This window comes from Ensifer sp. Root954, from assembly GCF_001429005.1.
GTDB classification, from domain to species: domain Bacteria; phylum Pseudomonadota; class Alphaproteobacteria; order Rhizobiales; family Rhizobiaceae; genus Ensifer; species Ensifer adhaerens.
This window is the reverse complement of the sequence record NZ_LMJM01000053.1, coordinates 563-23,219: the sequence shown is the minus strand read 5'-3', so window position 1 is coordinate 23,219 and position 22,657 is coordinate 563. Positions and strand designations below refer to the sequence as shown.

General features: G+C 59.6%; 20 protein-coding genes. 7 read left to right on the top strand and 13 right to left on the bottom strand.

Annotation, left to right across the window (positions count from 1 at the left end; all coding sequences use genetic code 11):
* The first annotated feature begins 128 nt into the window (after positions 1 to 128).
* Both ASE71_RS33970 and ASE71_RS33965 read left to right on the top strand, forming a co-directional pair.
* A complete protein-coding gene (locus ASE71_RS33970) occupies positions 129 to 1,025 on the top strand; it encodes an NAD-dependent epimerase/dehydratase family protein (RefSeq protein WP_060516759.1) in 897 nt (298 codons plus the stop codon).
* Positions 1,026 to 1,067: 42 nt separating this feature from the next.
* Positions 1,068 to 1,850: a FadR/GntR family transcriptional regulator gene (locus ASE71_RS33965; protein WP_060516760.1), complete on the top strand. Its 783-nt coding sequence runs from the start codon at positions 1,068 to 1,070 to the stop codon at positions 1,848 to 1,850.
* Positions 1,851 to 1,983: 133 nt separating this feature from the next.
* Here the strand turns inward: ASE71_RS33965 and ASE71_RS33960 are convergent, their stop codons facing one another.
* Entirely contained in the window at positions 1,984 to 2,898 is a 915-nt protein-coding gene (locus ASE71_RS33960) for a LysR family transcriptional regulator (protein ID WP_034798776.1), read from the bottom strand.
* Positions 2,899 to 3,026: 128 nt separating this feature from the next.
* On the opposite strand from ASE71_RS33960, the gene ASE71_RS33955 reads away from it, so the two are divergent.
* From ASE71_RS33955 to ASE71_RS33945, 3 genes are read left to right on the top strand one after another with little or no spacing between them, the layout of a single operon-like run.
* Positions 3,027 to 4,325, top strand: a complete 1,299-nt coding sequence (locus tag ASE71_RS33955; RefSeq protein WP_034798689.1) for an MFS transporter — start codon at positions 3,027 to 3,029, stop codon at positions 4,323 to 4,325.
* Positions 4,326 to 4,346: 21 nt separating this feature from the next.
* Positions 4,347 to 5,435, top strand: a complete 1,089-nt coding sequence (locus ASE71_RS33950) for a tartrate dehydrogenase (protein ID WP_060516762.1) — start codon at positions 4,347 to 4,349, stop codon at positions 5,433 to 5,435.
* Positions 5,432 to 6,700, top strand: a complete 1,269-nt coding sequence (locus ASE71_RS33945) for a glycerate kinase (RefSeq protein WP_060516764.1) — start codon at positions 5,432 to 5,434, stop codon at positions 6,698 to 6,700. Before ASE71_RS33950 ends, ASE71_RS33945 begins: the two co-directional genes overlap by 4 nt.
* 310 nt (positions 6,701 to 7,010) lie before the next feature.
* Here ASE71_RS33945 and ASE71_RS33940 read toward each other — a convergent pair whose 3' ends face one another.
* The 6 genes from ASE71_RS33940 to ASE71_RS33915 form a co-directional block, all read right to left on the bottom strand.
* Complete coding sequence (locus ASE71_RS33940; RefSeq protein WP_060516766.1) at positions 7,011 to 8,084, bottom strand: ABC transporter ATP-binding protein; 1,074 nt, start codon at positions 8,082 to 8,084, stop codon at positions 7,011 to 7,013.
* Positions 8,081 to 8,908 (bottom strand): carbohydrate ABC transporter permease, encoded by an 828-nt coding sequence (locus tag ASE71_RS33935; RefSeq protein WP_060516769.1) that lies wholly within the window; start codon positions 8,906 to 8,908, stop codon positions 8,081 to 8,083. Before ASE71_RS33935 ends, ASE71_RS33940 begins: the two co-directional genes overlap by 4 nt.
* Positions 8,905 to 9,807: a carbohydrate ABC transporter permease gene (locus tag ASE71_RS33930; protein WP_034798678.1), complete on the bottom strand. Its 903-nt coding sequence runs from the start codon at positions 9,805 to 9,807 to the stop codon at positions 8,905 to 8,907. Before ASE71_RS33930 ends, ASE71_RS33935 begins: the two co-directional genes overlap by 4 nt.
* A 202-nt stretch (positions 9,808 to 10,009) precedes the next feature.
* Positions 10,010 to 11,242 (bottom strand): ABC transporter substrate-binding protein, encoded by a 1,233-nt coding sequence (locus ASE71_RS33925; RefSeq protein ID WP_034798675.1) that lies wholly within the window; start codon positions 11,240 to 11,242, stop codon positions 10,010 to 10,012.
* A gap of 59 nt (positions 11,243 to 11,301) precedes the next feature.
* A complete protein-coding gene (locus ASE71_RS33920; RefSeq protein ID WP_034798673.1) occupies positions 11,302 to 12,204 on the bottom strand; it encodes a sugar phosphate isomerase/epimerase family protein in 903 nt (300 codons plus the stop codon).
* 10 nt (positions 12,205 to 12,214) lie between these two features.
* Complete coding sequence (locus ASE71_RS33915; protein WP_082566432.1) at positions 12,215 to 13,249, bottom strand: Gfo/Idh/MocA family protein; 1,035 nt, start codon at positions 13,247 to 13,249, stop codon at positions 12,215 to 12,217.
* A gap of 137 nt (positions 13,250 to 13,386) precedes the next feature.
* Here ASE71_RS33915 and ASE71_RS33910 point away from each other — a divergent pair, with 137 nt between their 5' ends.
* Positions 13,387 to 14,403 carry a LacI family DNA-binding transcriptional regulator gene (locus tag ASE71_RS33910; protein ID WP_060516773.1) on the top strand — a complete coding sequence of 339 codons (1,017 nt, stop codon included), beginning with the start codon at positions 13,387 to 13,389 and terminating at the stop codon, positions 14,401 to 14,403.
* Here the strand turns inward: ASE71_RS33910 and ASE71_RS33905 are convergent.
* The 6 genes from ASE71_RS33905 to ASE71_RS33880 form a co-directional block, all read right to left on the bottom strand.
* Positions 14,340 to 15,500 (bottom strand): glycoside hydrolase family 105 protein, encoded by a 1,161-nt coding sequence (locus ASE71_RS33905; RefSeq protein WP_060516775.1) that lies wholly within the window; start codon positions 15,498 to 15,500, stop codon positions 14,340 to 14,342. The two genes, ASE71_RS33910 and ASE71_RS33905, sit on opposite strands and share 64 nt — an antisense overlap.
* 8 nt (positions 15,501 to 15,508) lie before the next feature.
* A complete protein-coding gene (locus ASE71_RS33900) occupies positions 15,509 to 17,062 on the bottom strand; it encodes a glycoside hydrolase family 28 protein (protein ID WP_060516777.1) in 1,554 nt (517 codons plus the stop codon).
* Between the two features lie 75 nt (positions 17,063 to 17,137).
* Positions 17,138 to 18,403, bottom strand: coding sequence for an ABC transporter substrate-binding protein (locus ASE71_RS33895; RefSeq protein ID WP_060516779.1), 1,266 nt, complete (start codon positions 18,401 to 18,403; stop codon positions 17,138 to 17,140).
* Positions 18,404 to 18,442: 39 nt separating this feature from the next.
* On the bottom strand, positions 18,443 to 19,537 hold the full coding sequence (locus tag ASE71_RS33890; RefSeq protein ID WP_034798661.1) for an ABC transporter ATP-binding protein: 1,095 nt from the start codon (positions 19,535 to 19,537) through the stop codon (positions 18,443 to 18,445).
* A gap of 2 nt (positions 19,538 to 19,539) precedes the next feature.
* Positions 19,540 to 20,424, bottom strand: a complete 885-nt coding sequence (locus tag ASE71_RS33885) for a carbohydrate ABC transporter permease (RefSeq protein WP_060516781.1) — start codon at positions 20,422 to 20,424, stop codon at positions 19,540 to 19,542.
* A 4-nt stretch (positions 20,425 to 20,428) separates the two neighbouring features.
* A complete protein-coding gene (locus ASE71_RS33880; protein WP_034798656.1) occupies positions 20,429 to 21,310 on the bottom strand; it encodes a carbohydrate ABC transporter permease in 882 nt (293 codons plus the stop codon).
* A gap of 213 nt (positions 21,311 to 21,523) precedes the next feature.
* Here ASE71_RS33880 and ASE71_RS33875 point away from each other — a divergent pair, with 213 nt between their 5' ends.
* The gene (locus ASE71_RS33875) at positions 21,524 to 22,444 is read left to right on the top strand and encodes a helix-turn-helix domain-containing protein (RefSeq protein WP_060516783.1); all 921 of its coding nucleotides are present in this window, start codon (positions 21,524 to 21,526) and stop codon (positions 22,442 to 22,444) included.
* Positions 22,445 to 22,657: the final 213 nt, after the last annotated feature.

The window sequence follows — 22,657 nt, the reverse complement described above, 5'->3', positions numbered from 1 at the left end:
GCAGCGAGCGCGGTCAGCACGCTTGACGGCCGGCCGCGACTCCTTGCAACGACCCCGCTTGGAAGTTCCCTTCGGCGAACTATCATCGACAAGACCATTCCCCAATTTTGCAAAGCACGGAGAGCGCAATGACCAAGCGGATCATCTTCACCGGAGGTAGCGGCAAGGCTGGCCGCCATGTCGTGCAATACCTCCTCGAGCAGGGCCATCAGGTGCTCAACCTCGACACGAAGCCCCTCGATAACCCGAAAGTACGCACGCTGATCACCGACATTGCCGACAGCGGCCAAGTGTTCAATGCACTGTCGAGCTACACCGGCCTGCACGAATTCGACCCGTCGCTTGCGCCGCAACCGATCGATGCCGTTGTTCATTTCGCGGCGATCCCGCGCATCCTGATCGCGCCTGACAATGAACTCTTTCGCATCAATGTGATGGGCACCTACAATGTCATTGAGGCCGCGACGAAACTTGGCATCCGCAAGATCGTCATCGCATCCAGCGAAACGACCTACGGTCTCGTCTTCGCCAATGAGCCACGAAACCCGACCTATTTTCCGCTCGATGAGGACTATGACGTCGATCCGATGGACAGCTACGCGCTCTCCAAGGTGGTGAACGAAAGGACCGCGCGCGCCTTTGCGCTCAGAAGCGGAGCCGACATCTATGCATTGCGCATTGGAAATGTGATCGAGCCCAACGAATACCACCTTTTCCCAGGCTGGTTTGCCGATCCTGGATTTCGAAAGCGCATCGCCTGGAGCTACATCGACGCGCGGGACCTCGGCCAGATTACCCTCAGGGCCATCGACACGGATGGTCTCGGGTTCCAGATCTTCAATGCAGCGAACGACGAGACGTCTTCAGACCTTCCGACGCAAGAGCTGATCGACCGGTTCTATCGGGGCGTACCGGTCAAAGGACAGCTTGGCGAATACGAGACACTTCTGTCGAACCGGAAGGCGCGCGCGATGCTCGGTTTTCAGCCGCAACACAGCTGGCGGACCTATGTTGGCGGCAGGTGACGCAATGCGTGGCTAGAGGGTTCGAGATACGAGAAAAGATGAATGGCTGAACAGCGACCAGAAAAACTCTCCGCAGGCTCGGGTACCGCGGAGGCGGCGCGTGCGACCCGACGGCTCGACGCGCCGCGCATGTCAGGGCCGAGCGTTCATATGTCGCTTGCCGAAGATATCGGGCTCAGGATCGTTCGTGGCGACTATCCTCCGGGAACGATCCTGCCGAACGAGGCCCAGTGGACGGAAATCTTCAATGTAAGCCGAACCGCTGTCAGGGAGGCGATCAAGATATTGATGGCCAAGGGGCTACTCGCATCGCGTCCAAAAATCGGCAGTTGGGTGGAGCCGAAGGAGCGTTGGAACCTGCTCGACCGCGACGTCCTGAGTTGGTACGCACACTCGCCGGATCGGATCCAGTTCCTCAAGACCGTACAGGAATTTCGTCACATCATCGAACCGGAAGCCACCGCCCTTGCAGCGATCCGCCGCAGCGAAGAACAGATGGCCGAAATCACCGAGGCACTGAGAGACATGGGGCAAGCGACAACGCTGCAGGCTCGCACCCAAGCTGACACGCGCTTCCACCTCGCGATCCTGCGCGCTTCCGGAAATGACCTCCTCATTCCGCTCGGGACGTTGATCGAATCCGCACTCAACCACCTTTTCCTGCTGGTAACCCGGAACGACAACACCCTCGTCCATGCCCTTAGGCTCCATGAGAACATCGAGAAAAGCATTCGGCTTCAACGCCCGAACGCGGCCCGTAACGCCGTAAGGCGACTTTTAGCGAACACCGATGCACTCATTGCGCATTCAGAGCGCAACGTGTGAGCTCAGGGCGCGCCGCACGTCGTCGTGAACAAACTGCTGCTGAGAGCTACCCATGCGGTGGACCGGCTAAGGCCCCCCGCGCAGCGTCAGGCCGAGGATCGCGATCGTGACAGCCTTTTACGGCTCGTGGCGTTCACGCAAATTCCGCGTATCGCGCGACATTGTGCTGCAACAACGCGAGCATCGTGTCGCGCAACGGATCTCGCACCGCTTTCATCCAGGCGGCTGAGAGGGGTAGTCGATGCATCGGCGATCCCGATGGATGAGCGAGCGGGATGTAGCTGACACCTGACACAGCAAGTTTCGAGGTCCAGCGTGGAACGATGGCGGACCCGATTCCGGCGGCAACCAGATTGATTATCGTCTGCTTTTCATCAGCTATTTGTGCGACGCGGGGACGCATGTCAAAGTCCGCGAACAATCCCATTGTGAGGTCATGACTGTGCGGTCGCGAGCGGCGTTCTGGCACGATCAATGGCTCTTCCGCCAGATCCTGGACGGTAATTTCGGACCGTCCAGCAAGAGCACTCCCCATTGGTACCGCAACAACTGCCGTTTCATGAAACAGCAACTGCACATTCAGGGTGCGGCTGATCCCATCGCGAGGACGGATCAGAACAAGGTCGAGGCGCCCGGCCAGCAGTTTCGGAATAAGCCGGACAGACTTGTCTTCAATGATCTGGGTGATGACATCAGGCGCCGCCTCCCGAAAATCCTGCAAGAGCAACGGTAAGAGACCGGCGGCAGCACTATCGATCGCGCCGATGCGCAGTATGGCGGACGGCCTGTGTCGGGCTGCACGAAATTTTTCGGCGACTTCGTCAAGCCGCCCCAGGAGCGGCCGCACTTCTTGCAAAAGCGACACGCCGTCATCGGTCAGGCTCACGCTTCGGGTTGTTCTACTCAACAACTGCGTTCGCAATGATTCTTCCAGTAACCGGATGTGCCGGCCGAGCGAAGCAGGCAGCATGCCCGTCTTCTGGGCAGCTCTTCCAAAGTGCAGTTCTTCGGCGACCGCGACAAAACACCTGAGCTGTTCGAGTTCCAACCCCACGCCCTCCATTATATCAATAAATTATATAATTGCATGAACCTTCATGCGCAGGAAAGGAGAAACTAACCTTCTCGACAAGCGCGAGAGGACGCGCCGGGTTCGAACATTGGGAGGAGCTTGTTTTGACGAGCGACCGGGAGACGCGCGTATTGCGCAAAATCACATGGCGCATCGTGCCATTCATCATGGTTCTCTACCTGATCGCGTTCATCGATCGCGTGAACATCGGCTTCGCGTCTTTGACGATGAACCAGGACCTTGGATTTTCATCGACCGTCTTCGGCGTGGGCGCGGGCATCTTTTTTCTCGGCTACTTTCTTTTCGAGGTGCCGTCGAACCTCATTCTCCACAAAGTCGGCGCCCGCATCTGGATTGCCCGGGTGATGATTACTTGGGGCCTGGTATCGGGCGCGATGGCGCTGGTCCAAGGCACGACGAGCTTCTACACCCTGCGCTTCTTGCTGGGCGTGGCCGAAGCTGGGTTCTTCCCAGGCATCATTCTTTATCTGAGCTATTGGTTTCCTGCGCGTCGCCGAGCGGCTGTCACCGCGATGTTTATGGCAGCTGCTCCGCTTGCAACAGCCATCGGGTCGCCGATTTCTGGCGCCCTTCTCGAGATGCACGGCATCTGGGGCCTGGCCGGCTGGCAGTGGATGTTCATCATCGAAGCTGTTCCGGCGGTAATCTTCGGTGTCGTCGTATTGTTTTTCCTGACGGACCGACCGGAAAAGGCAAAGTGGCTTACCGACGACGAGCGTGCTTGGCTTGTGAAGACCATGGAGCAGGAACAGGCCGGCAAGGTGAAGGCAAGCCACGGCATCTGGGCAGGGCTCGCTGATGTAAGGGTCCTTGCACTTTCGCTCATCTACTTTGGCACGTCAGCAGGTCTCTACACGCTCGGAATCTGGGCACCACAGATCATCAAGAGCTTTGGCCTTTCGTCTTTCCACGTTGGTTTGATCAATTCCATTCCAGCTGTCTTTGCTGTGATCGGCATGATTGTCTGGGCACGCCATTCCGACAGGACCGGCGAACGCACTTGGCACGTTGTCGGTGCCTGTCTGCTGGCTGCCGCGGGCCTTGTCTTTGCAACCGGTGCGACGACTGTGTTTGCCGTGATGATCGCCCTGACGCTTGTGAACATCGGGATCAGCGCCTCCAAGCCGCCGCTGTGGAGCATGCCGACGATGTTCCTCTCAGGCCCGGCCGCAGCCGCTGGTATCGCCACCATCAATTCATTGGGCAACCTCGGCGGCTTCGTCGGCCCCTCGATGATCGGCTGGATCAAGGACACGACAGGGAGTTTTGCCGGTGGTCTCTACTTCGTCGCGGCACTGCTCGTGATTTCGGCAGTGGTCACTCTGATCCTTGCTCGCGGGGCCTCCCGCGAGGCCACTCGGACGGCTTCCATTCAACATTGAAATCCAGATTGGAGAACAACAATGCGCGAATACAAAATTGCAGCGATACCGGCCGACGGAATTGGCCCGGAAGTGATCGCAGCGGGTCTTCAGGTCCTTGAGGCGCTGGAGAAGCGTAGCGGCGACTTCAAGATCCACTCCGAAACCTTTGACTGGGGCTCGGATTACTACAAAAAACATGGCGTCATGATGCCGGCCGATGGTTTGGAGACACTCAAGAAGTTCGACGCAATCTACTTTGGTGCGGTTGGTGCGCCGGATGTCCCCGATCACATCACGCTCTGGGGCCTGCGTCTTCCAATCTGCCAGGGCTTTGACCAGTACGCCAACGTCCGACCGACCAAGATACTCCCAGGAATTACTCCGCCGCTGCGCAACTGCGGGCCAGGCGACCTGGACTGGGTCATCGTTCGAGAAAATTCCGAAGGCGAATACTCGGGCCACGGCGGTCGCGCCCACAAGGGGCTGCCGGAGGAAGTTGGCACCGAGGTTGCCATCTTCACACGCGTCGGCGTTACCCGCATTATGCGCTACGCCTTCAAACTCGCCCAGTCGCGGCCGCGCAAGCTCTTGACCGTCGTCACCAAGTCGAACGCGCAGCGGCATGGCATGGTCATGTGGGACGAGATCGCTGCCGAAGTTTCGAAGGAATTCCCGGATGTGACCTGGGACAAGATGCTAGTCGACGCGATGACGGTGCGCATGACGCTGAGGCCGGAAAGTCTTGACACCATTGTAGCGACCAACCTGCATGCCGACATCCTGTCGGATCTCGCCGGCGCCATTGCTGGTTCCCTCGGCGTCGCACCGACTGCCAACATCGACCCGGAGCGTCGCTTCCCATCAATGTTCGAGCCGATTCACGGCTCAGCTTTCGACATCACCGGCAAGGGCATCGCCAACCCCATCGCCACCTTCTGGACGGCCGCCCAGATGCTCGAACATCTTGGAGAAAAAGACGCTGCGACAAGACTGATGACGGCTGTCGAACGCGTCACCGAGGCAGGCATCCTCACCCCTGATGTCGGCGGCACCGCCACCACACAGCAGGTGACCGATGCCGTTTGCGAGGCGATCGCCGGCTCAAACATCCTCGTTGCTGCCGAATGACCTTTAGCGATACATCCGCCCGCGATGCGCTGCGTCAAATGTTCGACGCAGCGGTCACCAGCGCGGATCCGGTTAGAGTGGTGTCAAACCACCTGCCCGATCCGCCCAAGGGCCGCTGCATCGTGATCGGAGCCGGAAAGGCTTCGGCTGCGATGGCGGCGGCACTCGACGCCGCATGGAGCGACGTTGAACTTTCCGGACTAGTCGTGACGAGGTATGGCCATGCAGTTCCTGCCGGGCGCATCGAAATCGTCGAAGCGGCCCATCCGGTCCCCGACGCGATGAGCGTTGAGGCGGCGACACGTATCCTTGAGAAGGTCCGCGACCTTGGGCCGGACGATCTGGTCATTGCCCTGATTTCAGGCGGCGGTTCCGCTTTGCTGGTTGCTCCAGCCGGCAACATGACGTTGGCCGACAAGAAGGAGGTCAACCGGATGCTGCTTGCCAGCGGTGCGACGATCTCGGAGATGAACGCCGTTCGAAAGCAGCTTTCAAACATAAAAGGCGGACGGCTCGCGCAGGCAGCATATCCTGCAAGGGTCGTCACGCTCGTGATCTCCGACGTGCCGGGCGACAACTCTTCCGAAATTGCCTCGGGACCCACTGTCTCCAACGAGACGGGCGTTGTCGAGGCTCGCGAAATCGTCGCGCGCTACAAACTCGCGCTTCCTCCGGAAGCGATCGCCGTTCTCGACGGTGGCGGCTCCGCGGCGGTGAGCGCCCCGATTAACGCTGAAACGCGGCTGATAGCCTCACCGTCCACAGCCCTGCATGCGGCGGCACAAGTTGCGCAATCTCACGGGATCCGCCCCTTGATCCTTGGCGATGCGCTTGAGGGAGAAGCGAGAGAAGTCGGTACAGTCTTTGCCGGCATCGCGCTCTCCGCGCGCGACAAGGGCTTACCGGTTGCGGGACCAGCCGTGCTCCTGTCGGGCGGAGAAACGTCCGTGTCCTTGCCGAAAGGCTCGACCGGACGTGGCGGCCGCAACACCGAATTCCTGCTGAGCCTTGCGATTGGCTTGAGTGGTGCAAATTCGATCTGGGCAATTGCCGGAGACACAGACGGTATCGACGGTGTCGAGGACGCTGCGGGTGCTTTCGTCACTCCTGACACCCTTACCCGTCTGAAGCAGGTCGGCATTGCTCCGCGCACCGCGCTTTCACAACATGACAGCTACACCGCATTCAAGGCGATTGGCGACCTTGTCGTCACCGGGCCAACACTCACAAACGTCAATGACATACGCGCAATCCTGATCGGATAGAAATCATGCTCCCACGCAGCAACCGCAAGGCCAAGATCGTTGCGACGGTCGGGCCGGCTTCAAATTCGCCCGAAACGCTCAAATCGTTGTTCCTCACCGGCGTCGGACGGACCTTCAAACTGTCATCGTCAGCGGATTCCCGTTCGCGACTGAAGGCAGCACGAATAATCTCCGTGTCGCTCAGATCGGGAAAGCATGATCCTCGAAGCGGGTCGAGCCACCGCTGAGAACCGACGAGTTGGCCGGGAACGCGCAGCCGAGGCGTCGGCAGGCTCCTTTTTTGGCGGTGCGCGCCTGGATAGTTTGGGCTTCAATCGGCAAGGCGGCGCTGGGTATCGGCATCGAAAAGATGCATGCTGCCGGGAGCAAAGCTCAGTCCGACCCGGTCGCCTGCTCTTGCGACCGATCGGCCATTGAAGACCACCGACAGCTCGGGCGTGGTTGCCATTGTCAGAAAGCACGTCGCACCGGTCGATTCGATCATTGCCACTGATGCTGAGAGAATGCCCTCATCGGCTGCCGCAAGTTCGATATGCTCCGGACGCAAGCCGACGCTCAAGGCCTGTCCTGGCTGCACCGTCCGGTTAAGGGCGATCGTTTGTTTGGCACCGACATCGAGGATGATCGAGCGTCCGTCCGGACCGCCGACCGCGGGCAGGAAATTCATGGCAGGAGATCCAATGAAGCCGGCCACGAACTTGTTAGCCGGCCGGTCATAAAGCTCAAGCGGACTGCCCTGTTGTTCGATGACGCCGTCACGCATGATGACGACATGGTCCGCCATTGTCATCGCTTCCACCTGATCGTGCGTGACATAGACCGACGTGGCGCCCAGCCGATCGTGCAGCGCGCGGATTTCTTTGCGCATATGAACGCGAAGTGCGGCATCAAGATTGGAGAGCGGCTCGTCGAACAGGAACGCCTTTGGGTGCCGGATAATCGCCCGGCTCATCGCTACGCGTTGCCGCTGACCGCCGGAAAGCTCGCGCGGATAACGCGCCAGGAGATGCGTGAGCCCGGTGACGGCGGCAACTTCATGTGCCGCCTTCTTGCGTTCGGCCTTGGCAACGCCCCTGATGCGTAGGCTATAAGTCAGGTTTTCCTCAACCGTCATGTGCGGATAGAGCGCGTAGGACTGGAACACCATCGCCACATCGCGCTTGCGCGGCGGCACTGCATTCATCACCTCGCCAGCGATCTTGAGCGTACCGGACGATATGCTCTCCAGGCCCGCCAGAGACCGCAACAACGTCGACTTCCCGCAACCTGACGGACCGACGAGAGCTGTAAAGCTGCCTTTGCGGATCGAAAGCTCGATGTCCTTCAGCGCATGGTAGGCACCATAATACTTGTTGACGTTCCTTAGTTCGATCTGGGCATTCATTTGAGCGCTCCCGAGGTAAGACCAGAGACGATGCGGCGTTGCAGGAGGACGAAAATGGCGAGGATCGGCGTCACGTAGATCGCCGCGTAGGCCATGATATTGTTCCATTCATTGGTGTTTGGCCCCATGAAGGAGTTCAACCCCACGCTTGCCGGTTGCAGCTCGACGGCCTGGATCATCGATTTCGAATAGACGAACTCGCCAAAGGCCTGCATGAAAATCAGGATCGCACTGACGAGGATGCCGTTGCGTGCGAGCGGCAGGACGATATTGAAGAATGCGCCGACCCTGGAGTTGCCGTCGACAAGGGCTGCTTCCTCCAGTTCCTGTGGCACGCTCATGAAGGTCGCGCGCACCAGGACGACGAAGAACGGCATGCTCTTGGCCGCAATCGCCAGGATGACGGCAAGCCGCGGATAGTTGAGCAACCCAACTTGCGAAAAGCCCACGAAAATCGGCGTCACCATCAGCGACGCCGGAAGGACCTGCAACATGAGGATGAGGAAGAGCCCGATATCGATCCAGATGTTGCGATAGCGCGCCAGCACGTAGGCGCAGCCAACACCAAGCACGGTGATGACGCTGACCGATCCGCAGGCGATGACCAAGGAGTTCCAGATGTACCGGCCCATGTTCCGGCTCTGCCACACGTTGCCGAAGATTTGCCACTGGGGATCGCTCGGCCAGAAGGTCGGCGGAGTGGCAAACATCTCCGACCCCGATTTGATCGTGGTGATGTACATCCAGTAGAGTGGGAACAGATAAAGGCCGGCGAGAATGATCGCGATTGCGAGAAGCAGGCGATCCCGGGATACATTGCTCATCCGCGCACCTCATGTCGTGTCGAACGCACGTAGACGACAGAAGCGATCATCACAAAGACGATCATGATCACCGAGATCGTCGCGCCCTTGGCGAAATCGTACTGCCGGAAAGACAGATCCCAGGCCCAGTATTGCGTGACGTTGGAGGCATTGTTCGGCCCTCCGGAGGTGATCGAGGCGAAAAGATCGAACTGCTGCAGCGTGAAAATGAGCCCGAGCGCGATGATGGCCCCTACGGACGAGCGCATCATCGGCAGCGTGATCGTCCAGAAGCGTTGCCAGACATTGGCACCATCCAATTCGGACGCCTCATAAAGGTCCCGCGGAATGGCCGACAGACCGACGGACATCAGGATCATGTTGAAGGAGGTACCGAGCCAGATATTCGCGATGATGACGGCCCAGAGCGAGTAACCGGGATCCGAGCGCCAGAAAATATTGCTGTCGATGAGGCCTGTTTCCCGCAGCATGAAGTTGAGCACGCCAAAATCGCCCGACAGGATCCAATTCCAGATCGCGCCAACCACGAGGCCAGGCATCACCCAGGAAACCAGAAACAGACCCCGCACCCACGAGGCGCCTGGAAAATTTGTCCAAAAGAACAGCGCCAGTCCAAAGCCGACGAGGAACTGACCGGCGATCGAGGCGACGACGAAAGTCGCGGTATTGGCCAGGATCGGCCAGGTTTCCGGCTGGGCGAAGAGATCGCGGTAGTTCTTGAGACCGACGAACGGGCGCCAGAAGCTGCCGAGGCTGAACATGTCCACCTCCTGGAAGCTCATGGCGATGTTGTAGAGCAGTGGCAGGCCGGACAGGGTTAGCAGGAAGGCGAGCGGCAGGCTCACGAGGCCGATATCGAAGCCGCGGCCGTCGATGATGCTGGATAGAAGGCGTTTCATGAGCTCCTCCGCCGCCAAGGCCTCAGCGCATTTGGGCTGACGCAGCTTGGCCTGCAAACTAGACAACCAGAACCACGCCGGCATAGCCGGCATGGTTTTTGCGGGTTTCCGTCCCAGCGCCTCAATGCGATCGAGCGCTTGCGGAAGGCGGCCCGGCTCTCCGGTTCAGGCGGGATGCCTCTAGGCCGCCTTGGCCAAGACTTTAGCCCAGGACTGCCTTTATCTTTTCAGCAGCCTGGTCGAGTGCTTCCTTCGAGCTCATCTGTCCCGTCAACGCTGCCTGGATTGCATCCTGGATTGCCTTTGAGATCTTCGGCCATTCCGGGTGCGGGCCGCGCGGCTTTGCGTATTTCAACTGCTCATTGAAGACCTTAAGGGCCGCGTCCTTGAGCGGCACGCCAGTCTCCGGAATAGCGATGTCGGAACGGGCGGGAAGCTGGCCGAAGTCCTTGAACATGCGATCGTCCTGCGAGACGAAGTACTCGAGCACCTTGAACGCTTCGGCAGGGTGTTGCGTGTTGGAGAATATCGCCCAGTTGAAATCGCCCATGGCCGACGAACGCTCCGCACCGAGCTCAGGCACGGGCAACAGAGCGACACCCCAGTCGAACTTCGCCTCCTTGACCATCCGGTCGAGCTCCCACGGGCCGGAGATGACCATGGCGGCGTTGCCGGAGTTGAAGGTACCGGTCGAATCCCACTGTCCGCGGGTGAGCGTGTCCGGCGACGCCAGCTTCTCCGTAATGATGGTCTTCCAGATGTCGAGCGCCTTGACGGCGCCATCCGAATTGATGTGCTCGTAGCCACCACCGGCCATTTGGGCCCAGGGGAGAAACTGGAAGGTCCCCTCCTCGTTCGCCTTAGCTGAAAACGCGATCCCATAAACGTTGGCCGCAGGGTCCGTCAGCTTGCGAGCCGCATCGACGAGTTCGTCCCAGGTTTGCGGCGGCTTGGAAGGATCGAGGCCCTTCGTCTTGAACATGTCCTTGTTGTAGTAGAGCGCAATCGTGTTCGTGGCCTTGGGAAGACCGTAATTCTTGCCATCCCACATGGTGGAGGCGAGCGGGCCAGGGAAATAGGTCGACGTCTTGACCACCGTCGACTTGGCGATCATATCGGTGAGATCGAGGAACGCGCCGCGCGACGAAAAAAGCGCATGCTCAGGATTGTCGATAGCGATGATGTCGGGTGCCTGCCCGGTCGAATAGGCGCGCATCGCCTCGCTGACGACGTCGTCAAACTGTATCTGGCGGTACTCGACCTTGATGCCAGTGTTCAGCTTGTTGAAGTCCGAAATCAAGTTCGGTGCGGGTTGAATATCGCGATCGAGCGACCAGACGCTGATCGTGACATCCTCCGCCTTGGCGGTGAGGCCGAATAGAGAGACACCTGCAAGGGCGAGCGCGCCCAGGATTGCGGATCCGCGGATAGCCATTTTCTCCTCCTTTGATTTTCCCCGAGCCGGCATCCTCCATGCCGGCCAACATGCACGTCTCAGACCGGATCGATGACGAAGTCGCCGCCCCGGCACGTTTTAAGGTAATTCAGGCCGTGAACCTGGCCGGTCATCTCCAGATCATCGCGATAGACCGGGTCATGCCAGCCTTCGATATCGATCGAGCCGGACCAACCAGCCAGCCGAAGTTCGGAGATCACGTCGGTCCAGTTCGTGTCGCCAAAGCCGGGCGTACGCATGAAGACGAATTTCTCTTTGCCGAAGATCCCGTGTTCACGGATGACGTCCCAGCGGATGGTCGCGTCCTTGCCGTGCACGTGGAAGATCTTGCTTGCCCATTTGCGGATCTGCGGCAGCGGATCGATCAGATAGACCATTTGATGGCATGGCTCCCATTCGAGCCCGATGTGGTCGTCTGGCGTCTCGTTGAAGATCAGTTCCCAGGCATCCGGATTATGCGCGATGTTCCAATCGCCGGTATGCCAGTTGCCGTCCATGGCACAGTTCTCGAATGCAATCCTCACGCCCTTGTCGGCGGCACGTTTCGACAACTCGGACCAGATTTTCCTGTAACGCGGCAGGCTGTCGGTCAAAGGCTTGCCGCGAAGGCGGCCGGTGAACCCGGCAACGCAGGTCGCGCCGAAGTGGTGGGCATTGTCGATGCAGTCTCGCCAGCCCTGCAAGGTCTCTTCGTCGATCGCGGTCGTCTCCAACGGATTGCCGAACATGCCGATCGTGGAGATGGTGATGTCACGATCGCCGACCGCCGCCACGCAACGCTTGCCGAGGTCGGCGAGGTCCTGGCCATTCGTCGTTTGCCAGAAGAAGGGCTCGAAACTCTCGAAGCCCATGCCCGCGATCTGGGCGATACGCCTGTCGGCACCGCCCTTCGTGGCAGAGATCATCGTGCCAATACGGATGGATTTGCTTGGGTTGATCAAAATAGGCTCCCTAGGCTGCAATGGTGACGCGTTTGCCATCCCGCGCGCTGTCGATCGCGCCGAAGACCATGGCAAGGCTCTTGATGTTGTCGCTGCCGTCGGTTTCCGGCACAGCTCCCGCGTCGATCGCGCGGATGAAATTCTCGATCACGCTGGCATGCCCGTTCGTATCGGCGAGATCTTCGGTATCGGGCACCGCAACCGGTTCAACGGTGCGCATGAAGCCCTCCTGACCCGTAACGACTTTGGCGTCAAAGCGATCGCCGCCATCCCAAAGCAAGGTGCCCTTCGAACCGGTGATGCGCCACGCGCTCTCCCAACTGGTGTTGGCACCCTCAGCGCACCAGGAACCGCGATAGGTGAAGGCGACATTGTCGGAGAACTCGAAGATCGCATTGGCCGCCGCGCCATGGCGATACCAGGAGCCCTTGGGATTGTATTCGTGGCAATAGACCGCGAGCGGGTCCTTGCCCGACATGAAGCGCGCTGCATCGAAGGTGTGGATGGCCATGTCGAGCAGCAAGACATTGTCCATCTGCTCGCGAAATCCTCCGAAATGCGGGCCGAGGAAGAAGTCGCAATGCAACGCCGTCAGCTCACCGAGAACGAGCGACTCGATGAGGCGGCGTATGCGCCGAACACCGCTGATGAAGCGACGGTTTTGAACGATCGCATGGATCCGCGAGGCCGCTGCAGCAAGTCGACGCAATTCGCGTGCCTCGCCGAGCGAGGCGGCCATGGGCTTCTCACTCAAAACGTGGCAACCATGCGCAAGTCCGGCGGCCACCACCGCACGACGTGCGGCCGGAACGACGATGTCGAACAAAAGATCTGCGCGGCTCTCGCGAAGCACGGTCGGCAGGTCCGTTCCGATAACGATGCCGCCAAGGTTAAATTCGGTAGCGAGCGCCTCAGCAGTCGCCTGGTCGAGATCGACGAGGCCAACGATCTCGACTTTCACGCGAAGAAGTTCGCTCTCCGTCAGCGCCCTCAGCCAGCCTTTGGCCATAGCTCCGCACCCGCACAAAACGGCCCTGTATCGCACGTGATTTCCTCCAAGAAACGGAAGCAGCAACTCCTCAATTGGCTTCCGTAAACGTTTACGATACTATGCGGCAAAGGGTTTTTATGTCAAGAGGTGTGAAAATGACCAGTCGCGGGTCTGGGGAGGAACGCGGAAAAATGAAGGGGATTCGCGAGCTTGCCGAACACCTCGATATCTCGATCGGGACAGTATCCCGGGCGCTGAACGGTAAGCCCGACGTCAACGAAGAGACCAGAAAAAGGGTGCTCGAAGCAGCCGAGTCCCTTGGTTATGTCGCCAACCAATCGGGCCGTGCGCTCCGCAAGGGCGCGACCGGCGTCATCGGCTTCATGATGCAGACCGGCTCCGAAATCACCGGCCAGGGGGACACATTCTTCATGAGCGTCTTCGACGGTGTCCAGACCGTCTTTGCTCGTCACAAGCTCGACCTCGTCGCCCTGCTCTGCTCCTCTGAGGAGGATCCGAACGACTACTTGAAGCGCGTTGTCGCGCGCGGTTTTGCCGACGGCATCATCCTTTCGGCAACAAGGCGACACGATGCCCGCTTCGAGCTGTTGTCCAAACGCAAGATCCCGTTCATCACGCTCGGACGTAGCCTGACAGATGTCGGTCAACCCTGGCTTGATCTGGATTTCGAGGGCATGGCTGAGGCATCGATCGATCGGCTGGTTGCGCACGGCCACAAGCAAATAGCGATCACGCGGCCGCATGACGACATGAACCTGGGCTATGTGTTTGAAGATCAGTGCCGCGCGACCCTGGCCCGACATGGGCTTCACCTCGACGAGCGTCATGTGTTCCGCTCAACCCCGAACGAAGCGGGAGGGTATCAAATCGCCCGGGAACTGAGTGCGCTTGAGACCCGTCCGACGGCGATTGTGCTCATCAACGAAGCAATCACTGTCGGCCTTTATCGCGGACTGGTGGAAGCCAGCATAAAGCCCGGACGGGACATGGCGATCATCGGTCGTCAAAGTCCGCATTCGCAATTCCTGTCGCCCCGATTGACGGCTTTCAGCCTGTCCCTACGCGATCTTGGCATAGCACTTGCCGAATCCCTGCTTGGTACGATGCCGGCTTTTGCCGACATTTACCCGGTGAGATCTGCGCGGTTCCTCTGGCCCATGACGCTCGTCCCGGGTGAGAGCGACTGATCGACACGTTTGCTGACACTTTCGGCGAAGGCCATCATCAGCGGACCGACGCCCTTGGGATCGTCGCTCACCAGCCGTTCTGCGAGGTAGTAGCCGGGCGTACCGTCCCTGTACGTGCCTTCGAAGCCTCCGAGACCTGCAACGCAGACGATCGTCGTCAGCCTGGTTATGCCCTGGGCGTCGGCAATGAGCCGCATAGAGAGCAGAGCGTCGAGTGCGCGGCGGCCGGCCGCGATTGTCTCTGACGCTCGATCAGGTTCGACGAGCCCAAGGCGTGCGGCGCGGATCAGCGCATAGGCAAACATGGCGGAGGCCGAGCTTTCCTCGTAGTTGCCTTCGAGGTTCGGTGCGTCAAGCACCTGCATCCAGAGGCCAGACGATGTCTGCCGCGCCATGAGTTCCACCAAAAGCTGGCGTGCCCTCAGCCGATGAGGACCGGAGATTTCGTCATCAGGTAGAAGCGCCAGCGCATCCACGAGCGCCATCGCCAGCCAGCCAACAGCGCGTGCCCACACGGCAGGCGATTTGCCTGTCTCCGGATCGGACCACAGCTGTTTTCGGCTGTCGTCGTAACCATGAACATAGAGGCCGGCCGGGGTCGCCGTTAGCGAAAGCGCCGTCGAAAATTGCCGAAGGGCGTCAGTAACAAGCGCCGGCCTATCCGTGGCCAGCGCATATTCGATTTGAAACGGCAGGCCCATATAGAGCCCATCGAGCCAGACCTGGTGTGGGTAGCGCTTCTTGTGCCAGTAGTTGCCCTGGGGGATGCGCGGATGGCTTTCGAGTTGACCAGCCAGATGTTCTGCCGCCGCGAGATAGCGGGCGTCGCCGGTATCCCTGGCCAAGGCAAAGAGCGATCGTCCGGCGAGAATGTGGTCGATATTGTATTCTGTGGGATCGTAGCCGAGGAGTGAGCCATCGGGCCCGATTTGCCGATCGGCCAGCCGGTGAAGATGGTCCATCCAACGTTTCTCGCCCGTCGCCTGAAACAGCAGCTGAAGGCCTCGGTAGAGGCAGCCGTCTTCGTAACACCAGCTCCCGCCCTTGTAGGGACTGTAGCGATGCGCGAACTGGTCGAAATAGTCGGTCGGGTTCATGGGATCTCTCACTCGAAGTGCGTTGATATCGCGGCGGTGCTCAGGAGCGCCGGCTCGTCGCAATCGACGTCCGCTTGTTCCGAGACGATCGTTTCATGCCGCATCGGTCGGATCCCGTCGGCCATGACAGGAGGAGCGGCTGTGGCTTCGTAGTTGAAGGAGACGATCTTGAGTCGACGAATTTTGATGTTGCGGATTGGGGCCTCCGGCAGGCCAAGGAAGGTACCGGCGACATGGGCCAACTTCCGGATCTCGACATCCTCGATCGTGACGCCGTCGATGACAGGCGTGCCCACATCGACTGGAGCCGGCTGGCGGGATTGCACCCAGGCGTCGTGGCCGTCGGCATCGCAATGGTAGTGTGCGTTGGCAGAAAGCGCGGTCTCGACGCCGTCCATAAGAACGCTGCGCATAGCGATATCGGTGATCGCTCCACCACGCCCGCGCCGCGTCTTAAGGCGCAGGCCGCGATCTGTACCGACCATGGCGCAATTCTCGATCGAAACGTCGTGCACGCCACCAGACATTTCCGAACCAATGACGAGCCCCCCGTGGCCACGCTCCATCAAGCAGTGGCTCACCCGCACGCCACGCGTTTCGCTCAGATGGTCATCCTCACCATTTGGGCCGCGTTTGCCGGCCTTCACGGCGATGCAATCATCCCCGACGGAAAAGCGCACGCCGGTGATTGTCACGTCGCGACAACTTTCAGGATTGAAGCCATCGGTATTTGGGCTGTCGAACGGAGCGTAAATGAATAGTCCTGCCGCCGTCAATTGCCTGCAGCCCTGCGGGTGGATCGTCCAGGAGGGCGCATTGCGGATGGCAAAGCCAAGGAGCTGCACATTTGAGCAGGAAACGAGATGAAGGCCGCGCGGGCGGCGTGCACCGTCACGCGTTTCTTTCGGCCAGGTCCACCAGTCGCCCCTATCGCCGGAACCGTCGAGCGTGCCCTGCCCCTCGATTGTCAACTCTTTCACGCCAACGGCATGGAGCGGAGCTGCGAAACAGTCGGCCGGAAGGCCTTCCCAGCTCCCCAACATCCGGCCGGACGCGTCACGGGCGGGCAGGATGGGCCATCCGCGCCGCACCGACGGCGCTCGCAAGACCGCCCCTTGGGAAAGGTGGAAAGTCATGTGGCTCTTGAGTTTGACCGGAAATGCCGTCCAGACCCCAGCCGGCACCCTCAACGTACCGCCCACCGGAACCGCAGCAACGGCCTCTCTCAAAGCAGCCGCATTCCGGCGGGCACCGTCGAAATCCTCGGGAAGAACATCAAGGACAAGACCAAACTCGGCAGCGTCGACGAGCCCCGCGCAGGACGGGGTGTCAAACTCGACCGCTTCAAACCCTTCCGCTTCGAAGCGGTAACGTGTGCGAGGTTGAAGCTCGTGCAGCAGAGGCACAGCAAGGGAGGTCTCTCCCTGCCGCATCTGATTGTCCCCGTCGGACGAGGAAAGGCGCCACTTCGCTGTCGCCGGCAGGTGGTATAGCGCTCCGCGTGCCGGCAGGCAAAGCGCCGCCGTTCGCGCCGACAGCGCGATGATGGATGGTCGGGTCATAATCTCTCTCGTGTAGGCTTCCCGCAGGGCGCAGCGACGCCCGCCGCGACAAGCAACGGCGGGCAGTCTTAGCGATCAGTCAAACTTGGCGAGAACGTCGTTCACCGTATCGATGATTTGTTCTGCCGCGTCCTTGGCATCGAGCTGCCCGTAGGCGTATTCCTCGAGCGTATCGATGAAGGCGGCGCGGATCTCTGGGTGTTCATTGAACGGCGAAACCGTCGGCCCGCCGGCGGCCAGCACGATGGCATTGGCGGCGCGCACCTCGGGCTCGCCCTTTTCGCCAAGGCGAGTGGCAGCGGCCTTCGACGCCGGCAGGCCGCGAGAGGTACCGAGTGCATCGATCCCCTCCGGCTCGTTCAACAGGCAGTTGACGATTTGCGCCGCAGCCGCTGGGTCCTTCGAATTCTTCGAGATCGAGAACACCATGGAGGGCTTGCGATAGACGCCGTCCGTTACCGCATCAGCAAGCTTGAGCATCGGCACGGGCGTCAACACCTGACCGTCCTTCAACGGATCGGCATACTTGGAATAGGTCGAATCCCATTCATAGGAACCGGCGACCTTCCCCTCGGCCCAGGAGGGTTTCTCGAACAGATTGACGTTGCCGTCGGCGGCCTCTTCCTTCTGGGAGCGAATGGCGCCGGTCTCGACCAGCTTGCCGAGGAAGGAAATGCCTTCAGCCAGCTCCTCAGGTGTCCAGGCGACACGGTTGGTCTCAGGATCGACAAGATCCTTTCCGGTCTTCTGGACGACGGCCAATGTCGTTAGAAGTTGCGCGGTCTCCTTGACCGCGTTGAAGGTGTAATAGTCCTTGCCAAGCTTCTCCTTAATCGTTGCCGTCGTAGCGAAGAACTCTTCCCAGGTTTTCGGGATAGGCACCCCGGCCTTCTCGAAGGTCGTGGCGTTGAAGAAGAAGACGCGGCCGGTGGTCGAGACGGAAAGCCCCTGCAAGACGCCGTTCATTGAGCCCGCCGCGAGATCGGCTTCGCTCCAGTTGGAAAGATCGATCGCCTGGAGCGTCCGCAGGTCCGCAAAACCGTCACCATTTTTCGAAAACAGCGGTAGCCACGGCCAATTGACCTGCACGATATCGGCCTCGGTCTTGCCGGCCATTTGGGTCGTTAACTTTTCGAGGTAGCCGTCAAAACCAGTGAACTCGCCTTTGACGGTATGGCCATATTTTTCACCGCAAGCTGCGATCGCCTTCTGGGTGGCAACGTGGCGGCTCTCGCCGCCCCACCACGCCATGCGTAGCTCAGCGGCGTGCGCTGCCGTGGCGAGCGCGAGAGCGCCATATGCAACGCTGGCGAGCGCAGCGATCTTTACTGTCATTCTCATTGGTTTCTCCTCCTTGAAATTGAACGACGCATCGCCTCCTCAAAGCGACACGTTGCGGCCATCGGTCTTGTCGAAAACATGAAGCTTTCTGGGGTCCGGGCGCAGCCGGATCAGATCGGAGCGGCCAAGAGCCTCGAATTCGGCGGCGCCCACTACACTCACCAGCTTTCGACCCTCGAGATCGGCGTGAAGGTAGACTTCATGGCCCATGAACTCGGCATTCGTGAGTTTCGCTGTGAACGCAGGGCCGTCGGTGGCGAGTGAGAGGTGCTGCGGGCGCATGCCGAGCACCGCCTCTGCCGGCCTCGCCGAGAGCCTTGCTTGAAGGTTGGAGCCGAGCGGCAGGCGCTGGGTCCCGATAGAAAGATGCCCGTCGACAAGTTCGGCATCGACAAGGTTCATCTCGGGGCTGCCGATGAAGCCAGCGACAAAAAGGTTCGCCGGGCGATTGTAGAGCTCCTTCGGCGCGGCGACCTGCATGATGTGGCCCGCCTGCATGACGCAGATGCGGTCGCCCATCGTCATCGCCTCGGTCTGGTCATGTGTCACGTAAATGACCGTTGAGGATAAGCCTTCGGCCTTGAGCTGGCGGTGCAGGTCGGTGATGCGGACACGCATCGAGGCACGCAGCTTGGCGTCGAGGTTGGACAGCGGCTCGTCGAACAGGAAGACGCCGGGCTTCTTGATCAATGCACGCCCAAGCGCCACGCGCTGGGCCTGGCCGCCGGAGAGCTGCTTCGGCAACCGATCGAGCAACGGCTCGATTTCAAGGATCTTGGCTACGTGAGCGATAGCCGCGTCGATCTCCGCCTTCGGCTTGCCGGCAATCTTCAACCCGAAGGCCAGATTGCCGCGCACTTTCATGTGCGGGTACAGTGCATAGTTCTGGAACACCATTGCGATGGAGCGTTTGCCGGGCGGCAGGTCGTTAACCCGCTGGTCGCCGATCACGACCTCGCCTCCCGAAATCTCCTCGAGCCCCGCGACCATGCGCAATGTGGTGGACTTGGCGCAGCCAGAGGGACCGACGAAGACCATGAACTCGCCATCCTCGATATCGAGATTGATCCCGTGCACGGCCTTGAATGCGTTGCCATAGACCTTTTCGAGGTTCTTCAATTGGACCTTAGCCATGTTCAGCCTTTGACTCCCCCAGAGGAGATCCCTTCAATGAAGTACCGTTGCGCAGCGAAGAAGACGACCAAGGCAGGCGTGATCGTCAGCACCGACATTGCGAGAATGCGGTTCCATTCGAAGGCTTCGGTGGTGTCGATGGAAAGTTTGAGCGCGAGGCTCACGGGATATTTGTCGACCGATGACAGGTAAATCAGCGGTCCCAGGAAGTCGTTCATGGTCCACATGAACTGAAACAGGCAGACAGAGATCAGCGCCGGCGCGAGCATCGGCACGACGATGTAGACCAGCGTCTGAAGACTGTTTGCGCCGTCAACACGAGCGGCCTCTTCCATATCCGCCGGAAGCGAGCGCAGGAACTGCACCAGCATGAAGACGAAGAAGGCATCGCCCGCAAAGGCGGAAGGTACCCAGAGTGGCAGGAACGTGTCGAGCCAGCCGAGATCGCGAAAGAGAATATACTGCGGAATACGGGTTACAACATTTGGCAGAAGCAGGATGGCAATGACCGAACCGAAGAGGATCTTCTTCAGCGGAAAGTCGAACCTTGCGAAGGCATAAGCCGCCATCGTGCATGAGATCGCCGTACCGATGACCTTCGGCAGAATGATCAGGAAGGAATTCCAGAAGAACCGGCCGAACGTATAGGGCGTCGACGTCTGCCAGCCCTTTACATAGCCGTCAGCCGTCGGATTTGCCGGCATGAAACCAGCACCAGAAAAGATCTCCGAATTCGTCTTGAAACTCGCGCCTACCAGCCAGATCAGCGGGTAGAGCATGACGAACCCAACGGAAAACAGGAGCACATAGCGAACCGCCGTGGAGATCAGGCGGACCCTTGCCCTGCGTGCAGCCACGCGATCGTTGAGAGATTGAAACTCGGTCATCTCGTCAGCTCCTCTTGTCGCCGGCGTAATAGACCCACTTCTTGGAGGACCAGAAGGCAACAAGGGTCAGCACAGTGATGATGGCGAAGAGCACCCAGGCGATAGACGAGGCGTAGCCCATGTTGAACTTCTTGAAAGCCTCGTCATAAATGTAGAGCGGCAGTAGATAAGTCGCCTTGAGTGGACCGCCCTGGGTGATGATGTAAGGGCCGTTAAACTCCTGGAACGCCTGAACCATCTGCATGATCAAGTTGAAGAAAATAACCGGCGTTAGCAGCGGTAGGGTGATCCAGAAGAAGGTGCGCACTTTGCCGGCGCCGTCGATGGCGGCCGCTTCATAAAGTGACTTGTCGATCGATTGAAGAGCGGCAAGAAAGATCACCATGGCCGAGCCGAACTGCCAGCAGCGCAGCAGCGTGATGGTGAAAAGCGCATTCACGGGATCGCCGAACCAATCGACGGGCGCGATACCAAGGGTCGAAAGCGCCATGTTCGCAAGGCCCTGCGAAGCGAAGACATAACGCCACAAAACGGCAATCGCGATCGACCCCCCAAGGATTGAAGGCACATAGAACGCCGTTCGAAAAAGACCGATGAATTTCAACCTGTGGTTTAGAATTGCAGCGATGAAGAGCGCAAAGGCGAGCTTCAAAGGCACGGTAATGAACACGTAAAGCAGCGTTACGTTCAGCGACTTGATGAAAGTCCGGTCGCGGGTAAACAGCCGCTCGTAGTTGGCGACACCTGTCCAGCGCGGCTCGCTCATCAAGTCGTAACTCGTGAAGCTGAGATAGAATGAGCCGATGAACGGAATGGCCGTGAAGATCAAGAGGCCGATAATGTAGGGCGCCAGATAGCCAAGCCCTAAAAGACGATGCCCTTTCATGCCGGCCCTCCCGGACGGCACTGCAGAGCGGCCACTTTAGATACGGTTTCGTACAAATTACGCTCCCGGAACGGCGCAGACAGGCGCAGGCTGTAGCCTCCTCCCCGTCCGCTGACCGATCTCCTCCCAGTTCGATGCGGTGCGTGCATGCATTTCTGCGATGACATTCACGTATTTTTGTCGCAGAATGAATTCACAAAGGCGAGGAAAAAGATGGACGAAATTGAAGGTGGAATTCTCTCAGCTATTCCACCGGCGGCGCTGACGCTTAATCTGACCCGCGCTGCTATCCGGATGGAGCATTCGCAGACTTGGCGCATCGACAAGTCGAACCCGGTCGACGACCTCGTCATCTGCCTTGAAGGGCGCGGCCACTATCTGGTCGACGGCGAGCCACGCGTGATGGAGCCGGGTGATGCCATGCTGATTTCGCGCGGCCAGCGCTTCATCGGATGGAGCGAGGGACCGGAGACGTATCTTGGCCTCGCCCAGCATTTCACTCTTGATATTTACGGCCGCCACAACCTGGTCGAGCAGATGGATTTGGTGCCGAAGTTGAGACTGGCGCGGTGGGGGTTGCTTGAGCCGTTGGCGCGCCACTATCGTCAAAGCGCGCCGCCCTCTTCCGTGACGCTTGGCCAGCACCACCTGTTCATGGTTCTGTTGATCGCTTTCATCGAGGATGCGTTCATCGGGTGGCGAGACCATGCCACCTACCAGCCCGAGGGGGCAGACGCGATCGATCTCGCTGTCATGAAGGCCGCAACGATGATCTCCGCCAATCCGCTCGACCCGGATATTGCGACGAAAGCGGTTGAGGCATCACCCTACAATCGCGATTATTTCCTGCGGGAATTCCAAAAGCGCGTGGCGCGCACGCCGCGCAAGTACCAGGAACTGAAACGCATGGAGCGGGCGATGCACTTTCTCGAAGCAGGGCTTTCGGTTTCCTCTGCGGCCGCGGAAGTCGGCTATCCCGACCCCTACTACTTCTCACGCATGTTCAAGCGAACTCTGGGTCTCAGTCCACGCGATCACATGAAAAGGGTTCGCCAAAACCGAGATGGCGGCCTCATGCACCTCGACGAGCGCGAACAGGCCCTGGTACTTGCCGACGGGCTTGCGGGCGACTAGCTCGAAGTGTGTTGGCGCTAAGCCGGACACACAAGCACCCATGTATCTCGCCGCGATGATGTGGGAGAACATACCCGGCAATTTCGGACATGGCCCTGGTCGGCACGCGTGTCAACAACACTCTCATGTCTCGGGCATCTTGAACCTGGCGAGCGCGTCACGATCGATCTCGATGCCAAGGCCGGGCGCATCGGGGATGGCAACGACACCGTC

Excerpts from the sequence above, each read along its gene's own strand:
- ASE71_RS33970 (WP_060516759.1), top strand. The coding sequence starts at position 129 with ATGACCAAGCGGATCATCTTCACCGGAGGTAGCGGCAAGGCTGGCCGC.
- ASE71_RS33965 (WP_060516760.1), top strand. The coding sequence starts at position 1,068 with ATGGCTGAACAGCGACCAGAAAAACTCTCCGCAGGCTCGGGTACCGCG.
- ASE71_RS33950 (WP_060516762.1), top strand. The coding sequence starts at position 4,347 with ATGCGCGAATACAAAATTGCAGCGATACCGGCCGACGGAATTGGCCCG.
- ASE71_RS33945 (WP_060516764.1), top strand. The coding sequence starts at position 5,432 with ATGACCTTTAGCGATACATCCGCCCGCGATGCGCTGCGTCAAATGTTC.
- ASE71_RS33940 (WP_060516766.1), bottom strand. The coding sequence starts at position 8,084 with ATGAATGCCCAGATCGAACTAAGGAACGTCAACAAGTATTATGGTGCC.
- ASE71_RS33935 (WP_060516769.1), bottom strand. The coding sequence starts at position 8,908 with ATGAGCAATGTATCCCGGGATCGCCTGCTTCTCGCAATCGCGATCATT.
- ASE71_RS33930 (WP_034798678.1), bottom strand. The coding sequence starts at position 9,807 with ATGAAACGCCTTCTATCCAGCATCATCGACGGCCGCGGCTTCGATATC.
- ASE71_RS33925 (WP_034798675.1), bottom strand. The coding sequence starts at position 11,242 with ATGGCTATCCGCGGATCCGCAATCCTGGGCGCGCTCGCCCTTGCAGGT.
- ASE71_RS33910 (WP_060516773.1), top strand. The coding sequence starts at position 13,387 with ATGAAGGGGATTCGCGAGCTTGCCGAACACCTCGATATCTCGATCGGG.
- ASE71_RS33905 (WP_060516775.1), bottom strand. The coding sequence starts at position 15,500 with ATGAACCCGACCGACTATTTCGACCAGTTCGCGCATCGCTACAGTCCC.
- ASE71_RS33900 (WP_060516777.1), bottom strand. The coding sequence starts at position 17,062 with ATGACCCGACCATCCATCATCGCGCTGTCGGCGCGAACGGCGGCGCTT.
- ASE71_RS33895 (WP_060516779.1), bottom strand. The coding sequence starts at position 18,403 with ATGAGAATGACAGTAAAGATCGCTGCGCTCGCCAGCGTTGCATATGGC.
- ASE71_RS33890 (WP_034798661.1), bottom strand. The coding sequence starts at position 19,537 with ATGGCTAAGGTCCAATTGAAGAACCTCGAAAAGGTCTATGGCAACGCA.
- ASE71_RS33885 (WP_060516781.1), bottom strand. The coding sequence starts at position 20,424 with ATGACCGAGTTTCAATCTCTCAACGATCGCGTGGCTGCACGCAGGGCA.
- ASE71_RS33880 (WP_034798656.1), bottom strand. The coding sequence starts at position 21,310 with ATGAAAGGGCATCGTCTTTTAGGGCTTGGCTATCTGGCGCCCTACATT.
- ASE71_RS33875 (WP_060516783.1), top strand. The coding sequence starts at position 21,524 with ATGGACGAAATTGAAGGTGGAATTCTCTCAGCTATTCCACCGGCGGCG.